Source organism: Tannerella forsythia 92A2 (assembly GCF_000238215.1).
Classification (GTDB): domain Bacteria; phylum Bacteroidota; class Bacteroidia; order Bacteroidales; family Tannerellaceae; genus Tannerella; species Tannerella forsythia.
In genome coordinates this window covers 816,621-831,372 of record NC_016610.1, presented here as the reverse complement: position 1 = coordinate 831,372, position 14,752 = coordinate 816,621, and the positions used below count along the sequence as shown (strand labels likewise).

Annotated in this window: 10 protein-coding genes; 3 read left to right on the top strand and 7 right to left on the bottom strand. The window is 47.4% G+C overall.

All coding sequences use genetic code 11. The features are described 5' to 3' along the window. Window positions 1–184 precede the first annotated feature (184 nt). From BFO_RS03365 to alaS, 3 genes are all read right to left on the bottom strand, one after another. Entirely contained in the window at window positions 185–1,525 is a 1,341-nt protein-coding gene (locus BFO_RS03365; RefSeq protein WP_014223539.1) for an IS1380 family transposase, read from the bottom strand. Between the two features lie 523 nt (window positions 1,526–2,048). Beyond that, window positions 2,049–3,104, bottom strand: coding sequence for a 3-dehydroquinate synthase (gene aroB, locus BFO_RS03360; RefSeq protein WP_014224193.1), 1,056 nt, complete (start codon window positions 3,102–3,104; stop codon window positions 2,049–2,051). Window positions 3,105–3,107: 3 nt separating this feature from the next. Continuing rightward, window positions 3,108–5,738, bottom strand: coding sequence for an alanine--tRNA ligase (gene alaS / locus BFO_RS03355; RefSeq protein WP_014224192.1), 2,631 nt, complete (start codon window positions 5,736–5,738; stop codon window positions 3,108–3,110). A gap of 98 nt (window positions 5,739–5,836) precedes the next feature. Between alaS and BFO_RS03350 the strand changes: the two genes are divergently transcribed. From BFO_RS03350 to BFO_RS03340, 3 genes are read left to right on the top strand one after another with little or no spacing between them, the layout of a single operon-like run. Beyond that, a complete protein-coding gene (locus BFO_RS03350) occupies window positions 5,837–6,820 on the top strand; it encodes a M23 family metallopeptidase (protein ID WP_014224191.1) in 984 nt (327 codons plus the stop codon). A 7-nt stretch (window positions 6,821–6,827) separates the two neighbouring features. Then, complete coding sequence (locus BFO_RS03345; RefSeq protein ID WP_014224190.1) at window positions 6,828–7,190, top strand: MerR family transcriptional regulator; 363 nt, start codon at window positions 6,828–6,830, stop codon at window positions 7,188–7,190. A 4-nt stretch (window positions 7,191–7,194) separates the two neighbouring features. Continuing rightward, the gene (locus BFO_RS03340) at window positions 7,195–8,193 is read left to right on the top strand and encodes a calcium/sodium antiporter (protein ID WP_014224189.1); all 999 of its coding nucleotides are present in this window, start codon (window positions 7,195–7,197) and stop codon (window positions 8,191–8,193) included. A gap of 1,066 nt (window positions 8,194–9,259) precedes the next feature. Here BFO_RS03340 and BFO_RS03335 read toward each other — a convergent pair. Genes BFO_RS03335 through BFO_RS03320 form a run of 4 tightly spaced genes read right to left on the bottom strand, consistent with a single transcriptional unit; the run spans window position 9,260 to window position 14,750 of the window. Continuing rightward, the gene (locus BFO_RS03335; protein ID WP_014224185.1) at window positions 9,260–11,515 is read right to left on the bottom strand and encodes a RelA/SpoT family protein; all 2,256 of its coding nucleotides are present in this window, start codon (window positions 11,513–11,515) and stop codon (window positions 9,260–9,262) included. A 13-nt stretch (window positions 11,516–11,528) separates the two neighbouring features. Further along, complete coding sequence (locus tag BFO_RS03330; protein WP_014224184.1) at window positions 11,529–13,124, bottom strand: lytic transglycosylase domain-containing protein; 1,596 nt, start codon at window positions 13,122–13,124, stop codon at window positions 11,529–11,531. A gap of 4 nt (window positions 13,125–13,128) precedes the next feature. Then, window positions 13,129–13,827: a DUF5683 domain-containing protein gene (locus BFO_RS03325; RefSeq protein ID WP_041590635.1), complete on the bottom strand. Its 699-nt coding sequence runs from the start codon at window positions 13,825–13,827 to the stop codon at window positions 13,129–13,131. A gap of 20 nt (window positions 13,828–13,847) precedes the next feature. Continuing rightward, window positions 13,848–14,750, bottom strand: coding sequence for a ParB/RepB/Spo0J family partition protein (locus BFO_RS03320; RefSeq protein WP_014224182.1), 903 nt, complete (start codon window positions 14,748–14,750; stop codon window positions 13,848–13,850). Between the last annotated feature and the right edge of the window lie 2 nt (window positions 14,751–14,752).

Genomic DNA, 14,752 nt, shown 5'->3' with positions numbered 1-14,752 from the left:
ACTTTCAACCGCACTTCTTCTACTCGGAAACGGAAAACGGGATAAAGACACAGGTCTGGTGCACGCTGATTGCCCATTTGCTGTTAAACGTAGTGCGAGTCTTGTCCGGGGAGCAAAAAGGCGTTTTCAACCATCGCGGCATTGGTGCGGATACACTTGATTAGTCACTTGGATTTAACCCAGATTACGCAATAGGAATTTTTTGGTTCAGATTTATGGGGTAATCCCATAGTCCGATGAACCATTTTCGTCGTTTTTTAGTAAGTGCTATTTTTAGTTTGAGCGTATCGCCGGTCCTTTCAAAATATGCCCCTATAGCAAAGGTTCTGTAACGCAGTGTAGATAGTGTTTTTTGCGTTTTTTCTTGAAGAACAAATAGACGGAACAGAGACATTAAATTGTAGGCTGTCATCGAAAAAATCAAGGCAGCTTCGGTTGCATAAAAGTCTTTTAGATTAAAACTTTCAGCCCCAAAATCCTGCTTCAACTCTTTTATTCTGTTCTCAGCATCTCCCCGCATACGGTAGGTTCTCCAAACATCGACCATTGAGCAGGTTTGATTCGTAAAATAGGCAGAGTATCGGTAGTTACGATGGATTTCATCTTCGGGGAAAAGGCTCAACTGTTTTCCGCCCGCTTGAGGTCTTTTCTCTATTTTTTGCCTTACAATAACGATTCTTCTTGGTTTTTGCCAAGATTGTGCCTGATAGGTTTTGTCGCAAATCTCTATACCGTCATCTACTTTTACCCAAAAATCCTGTTTGTCTATCAGGTGTTGAATGGGGTGTGTAAATCGGGCTGCAACAATGTAAGGTAAAGATTTTTCCTCCAAACAGTCAAATATATTTCCCTGGCAAAAACCGCTGTCAAGTCGTACCAAGCCGACTTTTTTGTTGCCAAACATGGCTAAAGTCTCTTCCAAAAAACCAATGAAATTATGGGAAGCATTCGTGTTTCCGCTACGAAGCCAAAAATTGGCAACCATTTTTATATCGTTGACAAATGCAATGAGGGGATGATGACTTTTTCTGCCCTTTTTCTTAGGATTATAGCCTTTTGTAGCGCCATCCTGTTCCCCATAACGAGTAATTACCGAAGAGTCAATATCGAGTGTAAAAAAGTTAATATTCAAACTCTTGAAAAACCAACTAAAGAAATGACGAGCAACTTCCAAATTGGTTTTGGCATTGAATTTGGAAAAATATCGCTTGTAAACGTCTTGTGCAGGGGTATGTTTCCAACCGAAGATGTGTCCCAATGCCTTATCTGCCCGAGTAACCTCGGTATGCAAAAAGCGGTTGGCACCACACCAAATACTGGTTATAAAAGACTCTAAAATTACGTCCACATCATAAGCACGATTAGAGTTTTGGGTAGGTAAAGAATGGCAAGAAAACACCTGTTCTTTAAACCCGATTTTGTCTAACATTTGCTTCAAAAATACCATTCCGCCCCAAGGCGTAATCTCTTTATTGGTAAAGGATAACTCAAACTTCATACCGGCTTTGTGTCTATCGCTACGCATTAGAAATTATAAAATGCAAAGATAAGATTTTTTCTATCGCGGAATCTGGGTTTAATTTGGGTGGTGACAGAAGGACGTAAAGCCTACTCCAAACGTACTAAAAGTAAAAATAAAAGCCCTTCGAATGTTCAATTATCTTTATTTTAGAGGGAGGTAGCTTTTGAAAATAGAAAAACAAAACAATAAACACCTATATATCAATTATTTAAAAATAAAAGCCGATGGATTTTGATTTTAGTCGGTTAATAGTGATTTAAAAAATATCTTTTGTGAGAACAGTCAGCGGTCTCGACGTCCACAAAGATAGCATTTTTATGTGCATTTTGGACGAACAAGGCAAAAAAAGAGAAGAAAAATTTGGCGTGACGACCCGTGAAATAAAGCGGCTGTCATCCGTAATGCACACTCATTACGTGAGTGAGGTATGTATGGAAAGTACCGGGATTTATTGGATACCGATTCTCATTCCTGAAAACCCTGCTTTATCAAATAACGTTATTGTTTTTTTACTGTTTCCGACTTTCTACCTCCCCATTGTTTCGCGGTAGAAGTCGAGCGATTCGAAAACATGCTTCTTATCTACCTCCTGATCGATACGGATATCGCCGACCCCTTCCAGCAACGCAAAGCGGATACGTCCTCCTTCGTTCTTCTTATCGTGGGTCATCCGCTCGTATAAGGCTTCGTAATCGTGGCAGTCGAAAGCGAGCGAGGGGTATCCGCTACGGATCAGATTCACCGTCCGCCGCAAGACCTCGACAGGCATGGCGCACTGTTTATGCGACAGATACAATTCGCAAACCATCCCGGCGGCTACCGCATGACCATGGAGGATCGGGTGATGCTTTGCAAAGAACAAACTCTCGAGTGCATGGCCGACGGTATGGCCGAAATTAAGCGCTTTACGGATTCCCTGTTCTTTGGGGTCTTCACTGACAATGCGTTCTTTAACGGCTACCGAAGTCTCAACCAACGCGTGCAGCGGTTCTATGTCGATCTGTCTCCCCTCGATCTCGAACGCGAGAAGGCTGTTCAGATGGTTCTCATCGCTGATCAGTCCGTGCTTAAGCATCTCGGCAAAGCCGGAGAGGATATTGTCACGGTCGAGCGAACGCAGGAAGGCCGTATCGATCAGCACCGCATCAGGCGGGTAGAATGCTCCGATCTCGTTCTTCAGTCCGTTGTAGTTAATGCCCGTTTTTCCGCCCACAGCCGCATCGACGGCGGCCATAAGCGTCGTAGGGATATTGAGCGTATGCAGTCCGCGTTTGAACGTCGCCCCCGCGAACCCGCCGAGGTCGGTCACCATCCCACCGCCGAGGTTTATCAGCAGAGAATGGCGGGATGCTCCGCTTTGCGAGAGGATCGTCCAAATTCGGGCAACCTGTTCGATGTCTTTATGCGTATCTCCGGCTTCGATCGTGATGACCTCCGCCTGCCTGAGTGCCTGCACGGGCTGCAGAAGCGGCAGACAAGCATTACGCGTATTCGTATCGGTCAGGATATACGTCCGGTCGTGTTTATGCGACGCAAGATACGATGTCAGTTCCCCGGCAATATCTTTTGTGATAAGCACCATCGTTTATTTCAAACCGGCTTCTTCAAGGATGGTTTCTACGGCTGCGTTCAAACCGTCTTTCTTTTTGCCGCCGGCCGTGGCGAAATGCGGCTGTCCGCCCCCGCCGCCCTGAATGTGTTTGGCGCCGCTTTTAACGAGTCGTGAAGCATCCCATCCGTCGGCCACGAGCGCATCGCTGAGTGCGACAATCAGTCCGCACTTATCATGGTCTTCAATGCCCGCGATGAAACATGCCCGTTCGTCCTTAGGATTTTCTCCTTTGATCTGGAATGCAATGTCTTTAAAGATGTCGAGGTTCCCTTCGCCGTTGAAGACAAACAGCTTGACGCCATTCCGCTCGATAGCATGCGAAAGGATTCGTTGCTTGATCGAAGCCGCCTTTTCTTTCATATATTCGCCCAGCTGCTTCTTCAGTTCGCTGTTCTCCTCGATCGACTTGCGGATGGTCACGGCAAGGTTCGGCACATTATTGAACATGGCACGCAACTCGCGGATGGCATCCTGCGCAAGATAGAACTGCGTCTCGGCACTCTCGGCCGTCACCGCTTCGATACGGCGTACTCCGGCTGCGATCGAACTCTCGTTCACGATGTACATCGAACCGATCATCCCGGTCTTCGGTATATGCGTACCGCCACACAATTCAACGGACGATCCGTAACGGACTACACGCACTTCGTCGCCATATTTCTCGCCGAAGAGCGCCATTGCGCCCATCGCTTTAGCCTCCGCGATCGGGATATCGCGATATTCCTGCAGCGGCAAATCTTCACGTATCTTCCGGTTGACCACCCTTTCGACCTTGCGGATTTCCTCATCTGTCAGTTTCTGGAAGTGGGAGAAATCGAAACGCAACGATTCGGGCGACACGTATGATCCTTTCTGTTCGACGTGCGTACCCAGCACCTCGCGCAACGCTTCGTGCAGCAGATGCGTAGCCGAATGGTTGCATTCGCAACGGATACGCATCTCCTTGTTGATTTGAGCAGTGAACGTACCGGACACCTCGTTCGGCAACTTCCGAGCCAGATGTACGGGTAAGTTGTTTTCGCGTTTGGTATCGATAATCTCCGTTTTTTCGCCATCCGGAGCAATCAGCCAGCCGCAGTCGCCTACCTGTCCTCCCATCTCCGCATAGAAAGGGGTTTTGTCGAGTACGATCTGATACAGTTCCTTATTTTTTTGTTTTACTTTCCGGTAGCGCAGAATCTCCGCATCGCATCCGAAATGATCATACCCCACGAAATCGGTTTCACCATCGCGGAGCACGATCCAATCGCCGGTTTCGATTGCAGCGGCATTGCGCGCCCGCTCTTTTTGTTTCTGCATCTCCGCATCAAAAGCCGCGGTATCGACGGTCATCCGATGTTCGCGCAAGATCAGTTCGGTGAGGTCAAGCGGGAAGCCGTAGGTATCGTAAAGCACAAACGCATGAGCGCCGTTCAGCATGTTTTGTCCGGCTGCTTTTGCTTCTTCTATTTTTTTGTCGAGCATTCTGATACCGGTTTCGAGTGTACGCAGGAATGCGTTTTCTTCTTCCCGGATCACTTTGCCGATCAGTTCCTGCTGAGCAATGAGTTCGGGGTATGCCGTCCCCATGGTGTCGATCAGTGCCGGAAGGAGCTTGTACATGAATGCTTCGCGCCGGTCGAGGAACGTATATCCGTAACGCACGGCACGCCGGAGTATACGGCGGATGACATAGCCGGCTTTGGCATTCGACGGCAGCTGCCCGTCGGTAATTGAGAAGGCGATGGTGCGGATATGGTCGGCGATGACACGCATCGCTACGTCTTTTTCCTTATCGGTTCCATAAGGTGTCGACGTCATATCGGCAATAGCTCGGATGATGGGCTGGAAGACGTCGGTGTCGTAGTTCGAGGTCTTTCCCTGCAAGGCCATGCAAAGCCGCTCAAAGCCCATACCCGTGTCGATCACATGGTTCGGGAGCGATTCGAGCGTGCCGTCGGCTTTGCGGTTATATTGCATGAATACGAGGTTCCATATCTCGATGACGAGCGGATGGTCTCGGTTGACGAGTGCAGCTCCGGGCGTTGCCCGGCGCTCGGCCTCGGGGCGCAGGTCGACATGGATTTCGGAGCAGGGGCCACACGGACCGGTATCGCCCATTTCCCAGAAGTTGTCGTGTTTGTTTCCTTCCAAGATATGATCCTGTGGCAAAAACCGTTCCCAGTATTGTGCCGCTTCATTGTCGCGGTCGATGTTTTCGGACGGACTGCCTTCAAAGATCGTCACGTAGAGCCGTTCCGGATCGAGGTGCAAACAATCTACAAGATATTCCCATGCCCAAGCGATGATTTCTTTCTTGAAATAATCGCCGAACGACCAGTTTCCGAGCATCTCGAACATGGTATGATGATAGGTATCATGTCCCACCTCTTCCAAGTCGTTATGTTTCCCGCTGACGCGCAAACATTTTTGCGAATCCGCCACACGGGGATATTTAATCGGTACATTGCCGAGAATGATATCTTTGAATTGATTCATCCCGGCATTGGTAAACATCAGGGTCGGGTCGCCTTTGACCACCATAGGAGCCGAGGGTACGATGTGATGTCTTTTTGACGCAAAAAAAGACAGAAACGATTCGCGAATTTCCTTTGCTGTTAGCATATTAATCGAACAGGTGTGCTTGTAAAACCTTTAAAATATTTTGCAAAAATAGAGTAAAATCTTATATTTGCAACCTGATTCAAAGGAAGACTTTAAGAATGGGACTGTTTAAGTCGAAGAAAATATATTATTTGTACAATCCGGATACGTTAAACTATGAACGCGTATATCCTACGGCCAGGCAACGTTTTTTTTCCGTTGTCAGGCATTTGAGTATCGGGCTTTTCTTTGGCTTTGTCGTTTTCTTTATTTTCATCAGCACGTTCTCATCGCCCATGGAGTCTTTGTTGCAGAAGGAAAACAAACTGTTGCAAACACAATATGAGGTACTCGATCTGCAACTCACCGAAGCGTTGAAGGTGCTGGATGACATTCAACAACGGGACGAAAATTTGTACCGTGCCATTTTTCAGGCACACTCGATTCCCGAATCGGTTCGTAAATCGGGGTTCGGTGGCACGAACCGGTACGAATATCTGACCAGTCTTTCCAACTCCGAGCTGGTAATTGAAACGACGACGAAGTTGGATATGCTAAAGAAACAACTTTATATCGAGTCCAATTCATTGGAAGAATTGATTGCCATGGGGAAAAAACTGGAAGAACGCAGTAGTTGCGTTCCGGCCATCCAGCCCGTATCGAATAAAGACCTCAAACGAACGGCCTCGGGCTACGGCATGCGCATCGATCCGATTTACCGTACGCTCCGCTTTCATTCCGGCATGGATTTTTCTGCACCTACCGGTACCGACATCTATGCTACCGGCAATGGTCAAGTCTCTTTTGTAGGCTGGCGACAGGGGTACGGCAATTGTGTGATCATCGACCACGGATACGGCTACAAAACGTTGTATGGTCATATGGAAAAATACTTTGTGCGTGTAGGGCAGAAAGTAACTCGCGGCGAGACGATCGGTACCGTGGGGAGTACCGGAAAATCGACTGGCCCTCATCTGCATTATGAGGTCCTGGTGAATAACAAGCCCGACAATCCTGCCAAATATTATTTCCAGGATCTGAGTCCCGAAGAATATGATCATATGCTTCAAATATCGGAGAATCACGGTCAGGTAATGGATTAACACTTCCATGGTTCCGAAACAGCAGAAAGTTGAAAAGTTCTATTTCTCGATCGGAGAAGTAGCACAATTATTTGGATTGAATGAATCGACCCTGCGATTTTGGGAAAAAGAATTTGATGAGATCTCTCCCCGGAAAACGAAAAAAGGAACACGTTACTATCGTCAGGAGGACATCGAGCAAATCCGGTTGATTTATCATCTGGTAAAAGAACGCGGCATGACGTTATCCGGAGCACGCCGCAAGCTGAAAGAGAACAGAGAAACGACGGTTCGCATCTTAGAAATATCGGACAGGCTTCACGGGGTACGTGCGGCTTTGGTTTCAATGATCGAAGCGCTGAACAAAGCAGAAAAAGCACAAAAAGAATAAGCAAATGATAAACAATGGCGTCTTGGCAGTAGGAATGGTTATTGCCGGTTTGATTTTAATTTTAATCGGGGCCAACGCTTTGACGGACGGAGCAGCCGCTGTGGCAAAGCGGTTTCGCATCTCGAATTTAGTGATCGGCCTGACGATTGTGGCTTTCGGCACTTCGGCGCCGGAGCTGGCCGTAAGCGTTGTTTCCGCCCTGAAGGGAAGTCCTGATCTGGCTATGGGCAATGTAGTAGGCAGTAATATTTTCAACACGCTCCTGATTGTAGGACTTACAGCAGCGATCGTTCCATTGGGCGTGCTTAAAAGCACGATTACGAAAGAGGTACCCTTATGTATTTTAGCATCAGTCGTACTGATGGTATCTGCCAATGACCTCTTGATCGATGGATCGACCGAAAATACCCTCAGCCGTTCCGACGGTGTGATTTTGCTCGGTTTCTTTCTGATATTTTTCGGATATACCTTTGCCATTGCCCGTAGTCATGCAGAAGGAGACGAGACGGAGGCGGTAAAGGAAATGCCGATTGGGAAATCTGCGCTATTTATCGTTGCCGGACTGGCGGGGTTAATTTATGGCGGTCAGTTTTTTGTCGATGGCTCATCGCAGATTGCACGCAGCCTGGGTGTAAGCGAGTCGGTCATCGGACTGACATTGGTAGCCGGAGGCACCTCCTTACCGGAGTTAGCCACCTCGGTTGTAGCGGCATGGAAAAAGAATCCCCAGATGGCGATCGGGAATGTGGTCGGTTCGAACCTGTTCAATATCTTTCTGGTACTGGGTGTCAGCTCTTCGATTTACCCGCTGCGTGTACAAGGCATTACCTTTCTTGACTATGCCGTTATGCTCGGTTCGTGTATCATGTTGTTCATCTTCGGCCGGTTCTTTAAAAAGCAGATGATTACACGTTGGGAAGGCATCGTCATGGTGCTCTGTTTCCTCGTCTATATGACGTATTTGGTGATGAATGCTCTGGCAACGGAAGGCCCCACCATGTAAGGCTCTCTCTCCCCTTTTCGGCAGGCAAACGTGAGGGAGAGGGAGAGAAGGGCGCGCTTCCCGATCGGGCCTTTGCACATCATACGGGAGGCTGCCGAAATGGTGCATATCACCTCCGGAATGATACGGAATACCTTTATGATATTATATATCACCTCTGAGGCTAAACGGAACACCCCCGGAGATGAAACGAAACCTTAAAAACAAGAAACGGAACGTCAAAAAGGTGATACGGAACACCTCCTTAGGTGAAACGGATCACGAAACCGGTTAAACGGAACACCAAAAAGGAGAAACGGAACACGAATCCGGCTAAACGGAATGCCTCTGAGGCTAAACGGAACACCTCCGGAGGTGAAACGAAACCTTAAAAACAAGAAACGGAACGTCAAAAAGGTGATACGGAACACCTCCGGAGGCTAAACGGATCACGAATCCGGTTAAACGTATAACCCGTGCGGTTAAACGGAACATTAAACCCGGATTCCGCAATAGAAGAAATAAAAATGAATTTAATTCAGGCCTTCAGCCCTCCGCCGGGATATAAACATCGATACCCCACCCTTGCGGGATGGGGCTGAAATATGTCGGGCTTTCAGCCCTTGGGCCTCGGGCGAGCTAACCCCTTCGGGGCGTTGAGGTGTTGAGGTGTTGAGATGTTTAATTGTTGAGCTGTTGAGGTGTTGAGTTGTTGAATTGTTGAGGTGTTTAGCTGCCCGCTGTAAAAGCCCTGAAAGGGCGCGTTAATTCAGCCCAATGTGCAGCGAAGCGAAGCGTTGGGAAAAAAGGCGTCCCTCCCCCTCGGCGGAGGGCTGAAAGCCTGACGTAATTCAATTGTCAATGGTCAATGGTTATGCCGGGTACACGGTATCCGAACGCAAATTTCGCAAATGGCGCAAATCAACGCAAATAACCGCGTTTGTTGTCATTCCGAACACCTCCTCTTGTCATTCCGAACGCAGTGAGGAATCTCACCCCGGAAAAGAAAGGAGATTCTTCGCTTACGCTCTGAATGACAAAGGATCGAACGCAGAGGAACATCCCCCCCCAGTTTTTTATCCTTGTATTAATCCGCAATCCGAGTGATCGATTTGACATTCTTGACTTTCGAAAGGGTCACACACAGTTTCTGAATATCCTCCACATTGTGTACCATCATCTTGATTTTCCCTTCGAAGACCCCGTCTTTGGCTTCGATGGATAATTTCTGAATATACACATTGAAATCGTTCGAAATGGTTTTCGTAATCGTGTTCAGAACTCCGATAGAGTCAATTCCTTTGACTTCGAGGGTTGCTTCGAACGAGGTATTGATATGGTTGCTCCATACCGTGGAGAGAATCCGTTCGCCGAAACTGCTTTTCAGTCGTGTCGCAATCGGGCATGATATTTTGTGTACGACCACGCTCCCGTCATCATTGATAAATCCCAATGCTTCATCTCCGGGAATCGGTTTACAACAACTGGCTACGACATAGTTCCGATCGAATTTGTTTTCGCTGAGCACATACGCCTTTTTTCGGTCGTACTGCGCGATTTTTTTCTTACTGCTTTCGGGTTGAATCGGAAACTGTATTTCCTTCTTCTTCCCTACCCGAAGCGCCTGTTTCAGGTATTTGAAGAGTACATTGTCCGTCTTCTCCTGAATCAGTTTTTTGAGGTTGTCTGAAAGAGGCATATCATCTTTCTCAATCGCGTAGCAAAAATCTTCACGTGACGAAAATCCGTAATAGATCGCCACCTTGTCCATCCGTGAGGCGGTAGGCTCAATACCGGATTTTTTAAACGCTTCCAGCAGTTTACGTTCACCTTCTCTGACAGCTTCCCGACGTACGCGTTTGAGATAAGCTTCGATTTTTGTTCGCGCCTTGGCCGTCACGACATAGTTCAGCCATTCGGGAGCCGGCTTCTGCGAACGGGATGTCAGAATTTCCACTTGATCTCCGCTCGATAGCGGATGGCTCAATGGCACAAGCCGGTGATTCACCTTCGCTCCGATGCAACTATTTCCAATATTGGTATGCAGGGTATATGCAAAATCAAGCGCTGTCGATCCCTGAGGAAGGGTTTTGATATCTCCTTTCGGAGTAAAAACAAAAATTTCGGATGAAAAAAGATTCATCTTGACTGTATCCAGGAAGTCGAGCGAATTGGGATTCGGACTTTCCAGAATTTCGGTAATTGTAGCCAGCCATTTATCCAGCTCTGTATCTTCTTCGATGTGCTTTTCCTTGTACTTCCAGTGAGCCGCAAAGCCTTTCTCCGCAATGTCATCCATTCGGCGACTGCGAATCTGTATTTCGATCCATTGTCCGTCAGGCCCCATCACCGTTACATGAAGCGCCTGATAGCCATTTGATTTTGGTCTGCTTACCCAATCGCGGAGTCGGTCGGGACGAATCCGGTAAATATCCGTAATGGCCGAATAAATATCCCAGCAAAGATTCTTCTCATCCACTCCCTCTTTAGGCTCAAAAATAATACGAACGGCAAAGAGATCGTAAATATCTTCGAAAGGGATATTCTTCGAGACCATCTTGTTCCAGATCGAATAGGCTGACTTGACACGGGCACGCATCTCGTACGTCAGCCCCATAGCCTGCAACTTCTGATCTACCGGTTTGGCAAATTTCTCGAACAGACGCTGACGAGCCGCTTCGGTAGCTTTGAGCTTCTGATTGATGGTTTCGTATTCCTGAGGATGTTCATATTTGAAACTAAGATCCTCGAATTCGGTTTTGATCGCGAACAGTCCCAGCCGATGTGCTAATGGAGCATATAAAAACAGGGTTTCCCCGGCAATCTTATACTGCTTAGCCGGGAGCATGGAGCTAAGTGTTCGCATGTTGTGCAGGCGGTCGGCCATCTTGATCAGGATCACGCGGATGTCGCTGCTCATCGTGAGCAGCAATTTACGGAAGTTCTCGGCTTGAGCCGATGCTTGCTCATCGAAGATGACCCCGCTGATCTTGGTCAGACCATCCACGATCTGCGCAATTTTATCATCGAACATATTGCGAATGTCTTCGACCGTATATTCCGTATCTTCAACCACATCATGCAACAAGGCGGAACAAATCGAAGTAGAGCCAAGCCCCATTTCATTGCATACGATGCGAGCTACCGCCAGAGGGTGCATGATATAAGGTTCGCCCGAACGGCGTCTTACGCCCTTGTGTGCCTGATGGGCAAAATTAAAAGCTTTGGTGATACGTTCAATCTTCCGCCGGTGATTCGTATGAAAATAATCGTCGAGCAAGCGGTTGAATTCTTCTTGCACCATTTGCTCCTCCGCAACGAGCAGCTCTTCTTGTGTATTCATGTTTTTTCTTTTATCACCCTACCGGTATTTTTAAGATCTGACCGGCATGAATTGTTGAGTTTTTCAATCGGTTCGCTGATTGGATTTGTGTAACCGTGACTCCCGGATATTTCCGGGCAATCTTCATAAGAGAATCCCCGGACCTTACCTTATACGACACATATCCTTTCTGACTCTTCATTGACCTTTTCTGCGTTTGAGGCTTGGCGGTTGATGATGACGAAGCGGTCGTCTGAGAGCCCGTCGATACGGTTGCCGCCAAATTGCTGATTTCCTGCTGTGTTTCGGCTCCATAACGGACCCCTCCGTTATCAACGTGAATGACCAGCCGTTTTCCGTGTGGCACCCGATTAGATTTCAACCGATTCCATTTACGAATGTTTTGGGCGGTGACCCCATACCGATTCGCAATAATATAAAGATTTTCACCAGACTCTACGGTATGTTTGATGATTTCCTGCGTTGAATTAACCACTTCGTTTGCCGCAGCAGACGGTTCACCTCCCGACAAGTTATTTCCCAAAAGCTCTTCCGCTCGATGAAGATTGATCGTATCCTGGTGATCAAGATAAGCATACGTGGCCTGCACCGGTAGTTTCAGTACGGAAGGCCTGATGTTGCCCGGAATGATCTCGCGTTTATACTGCGGGTTAAAAGTCTTCAGAAGTTCCATGTCTACTTTCAGAAGATCGGAGACCTGCTGCAGGTGTAGCATTTTTCGAACCATGACCGTGTCTGAAGCAACAGATAGGCTCGTCTGCATCGGACAGAGGTTATGCTCGCAATGATACGTCATAATATACGTTGCAGCAATAAAAAGAGGCACGTAGGAGCGTGTTTCTTTCGGCAAATAAGGAAAGATATCCCAAAAATTCGTTCGTCCCCCGGCACGCCGGATCGCTTTGTTTACGTTACCGGGGCCACAATTATAGGAAGCGAGCACCAAATGCCAGTCGCCGAAAGTTGCATACATATCTTTAAAGTAGCGACAAGCCGCATGTGTGGAAGCATAGGGGTCTAACCGCTCGTCAATCAAACTGTTGATTTCCAATCCATAAAGTTTCCCGGTGGGAAGCATAAACTGCCAGAGACCGGCGGCTCCGACCCTCGACAAAGCCCGTGGATTGAGTGCGCTCTCGACAACAGCCAGATATTTCAATTCGAGCGGTAAATGGTACTGATCTAAGATTTGTTCAAAAATCGGGAAATACAAATCCGCCATCCCCATCATGTATCGTACCAGATCGCGACGACGATCGGCATACAAGCTGATGCAGTTACGCACCACCGGATTATAATCGAGTGGAATGATACTGGGAATACGGGCTAAGCGGTCACGGTAAGTTTCATCGGCGAAATAAACGTTTTCATTGTCATCCAGACAATGCCTCTCCGTCTGTGAAAAATACTGGGCATGCCAGCTCTGAAGCAAGGTTTTCACATTTTCGTCCATTACTTCAGGTATCAGTCCGATAGCTTCATACGCCGAGTCAGTCGATAAAACGGAATAGCTTGTCATATCCGGACGGATACCGTTACGGTCGTCTTGGGCTGAAATAGCCGGCACCGCCAAACTGCCTATCCACAGAGCAAAAAAAATCTTCTTCATATCATTAAAATTTTATACTACAATTGAGTCCGTACAGTTGCGGACTGTAATTTGTACACGGTACCACAACAGGTTCGAGATGCAAAGACAGATCGCTCGATATATCGAAGTCGAACAATTGAGCATCAACATAAGAATCTGCAATACAAAGAAAATACCACGCAACAGTAAGAATAATACTCAAATCGCGATAACGACGGTAATAGTCTTTTCCGCTTTTCAGATTACTTCTGAAGTTCGCATTTGAGATATAATCTTTCGAATCTCTACCTGCCGGCACAAAATTCTGCCAGCTCGAATGCCACGTATCGGGTTTCGCCGGATTATCCGTGACGATATGCAGATAGGCTTCCGAATAGTCCCGATAGTTTTTGTTATTCCACGTCACGGCATAAATGAATCCCATGAATCCTCCATACACAAGAGGTAATTTCCAGTATTTCCGGTTATAAATCTGCCCCAATCCGGGGAAGATAGCCGAATAAACAACTGCTTTTTTCGGATTGGGTTTAAACGAAGCAGGTGTATGGCTCATGCTCACAGTGTCTGTCCCTATCCACGGCTTTATGGCTACGTTTGCCGGTATACGGATCGTATCTTCTGCTGCCGTGATCACTTCCTGCGCTTTTCCTTCCGCAGAAAAGCCTGTCCAACCCACGACACACAACCAAATACCGATCATTTTCCTACACCGATCCTTCATGAGAAGCCTTCCTCTTTGATTTATCTTTCTTTCATGCGGTCTAAAAGTCTCATGATATCTTCCAGTTCTCCTTCCGACTGGAACGGTATCGTGATCTTTCCTTTCCCATTTTCTTCGTTGTAGGTCAGCTTTACTTTCGTTTGAAAGAACGATGAAAGATGCTCCTTGAGGATTTTAAATTCTTCCGGCAAAATTTTGCGGGAAGGTTGTGGTGAGGTTGCTTCCTGAAGCTTCACGTCTTCTCCGGTCGAAGCATTTCGCGCCAGCTCTTCTACATTTCTGACCGATAATCCTTGTGTGATGATCTGTTCATAGAGCGCCAGCTGGACTTCGGGATCATCGATTGAAATCATGGCGCGTGCATGTCCCATATCAATGCGTTTATCTTTCAACCCGACTTGTATCTCTGCCGGAAGTTTCAAGAGGCGCAGGTAATTGGCAATCGTTGTTCGTTTTTTTCCGACACGTTCGCTCAGCTCTGCCTGTGTGAAGCCGTTCGAATCGATCAGTTTCTGATAAGCCAGTGCCGTTTCGATCGCATTTAAGTCTTCACGTTGTATGTTCTCGATCAGGGCGATTTCCGCGATATTTTCATCGGCTGCGGTTTTAATGTACGCCGGTATTTTTTCGAGTCCTGCCTTAACGGCTGCGCGATAACGGCGTTCACCGGCAATGATCAGGTATTTACCCGAGCCGGTATCTTTCAGAATAATCGGCTGAATGACGCCATAAGTACGGATAGACTGAGCAAGTTCGTTCAGCGTATCCTCCTCGAAGATCGAACGGGGTTGATCCGGATTCGGTTCAATCTGGGTCAGTTCAATTTCGCTGATCGATGAAGAGCCGCTCGTTGTCACTTCATCCGGTGGAGTAAGAAGGGCCTCCAGTCCGCGTCCCAATCTGTTTTTATTCGGTTTGGCCATCT

Excerpts from the sequence above, each read along its gene's own strand:
- alaS (WP_014224192.1), bottom strand. The coding sequence starts at position 5,738 with ATGCTAACAGCAAAGGAAATTCGCGAATCGTTTCTGTCTTTTTTTGCG.
- BFO_RS03345 (WP_014224190.1), top strand. The coding sequence starts at position 6,828 with ATGGTTCCGAAACAGCAGAAAGTTGAAAAGTTCTATTTCTCGATCGGA.
- BFO_RS03325 (WP_041590635.1), bottom strand. The coding sequence starts at position 13,827 with ATGAAGGATCGGTGTAGGAAAATGATCGGTATTTGGTTGTGTGTCGTG.
- BFO_RS03320 (WP_014224182.1), bottom strand. The coding sequence starts at position 14,750 with ATGGCCAAACCGAATAAAAACAGATTGGGACGCGGACTGGAGGCCCTT.
- BFO_RS03335 (WP_014224185.1), bottom strand. The coding sequence starts at position 11,515 with ATGAATACACAAGAAGAGCTGCTCGTTGCGGAGGAGCAAATGGTGCAA.
- aroB (WP_014224193.1), bottom strand. The coding sequence starts at position 3,104 with ATGGTGCTTATCACAAAAGATATTGCCGGGGAACTGACATCGTATCTT.
- BFO_RS03365 (WP_014223539.1), bottom strand. The coding sequence starts at position 1,525 with ATGCGTAGCGATAGACACAAAGCCGGTATGAAGTTTGAGTTATCCTTT.
- BFO_RS03340 (WP_014224189.1), top strand. The coding sequence starts at position 7,195 with ATGATAAACAATGGCGTCTTGGCAGTAGGAATGGTTATTGCCGGTTTG.
- BFO_RS03350 (WP_014224191.1), top strand. The coding sequence starts at position 5,837 with ATGGGACTGTTTAAGTCGAAGAAAATATATTATTTGTACAATCCGGAT.
- BFO_RS03330 (WP_014224184.1), bottom strand. The coding sequence starts at position 13,124 with ATGAAGAAGATTTTTTTTGCTCTGTGGATAGGCAGTTTGGCGGTGCCG.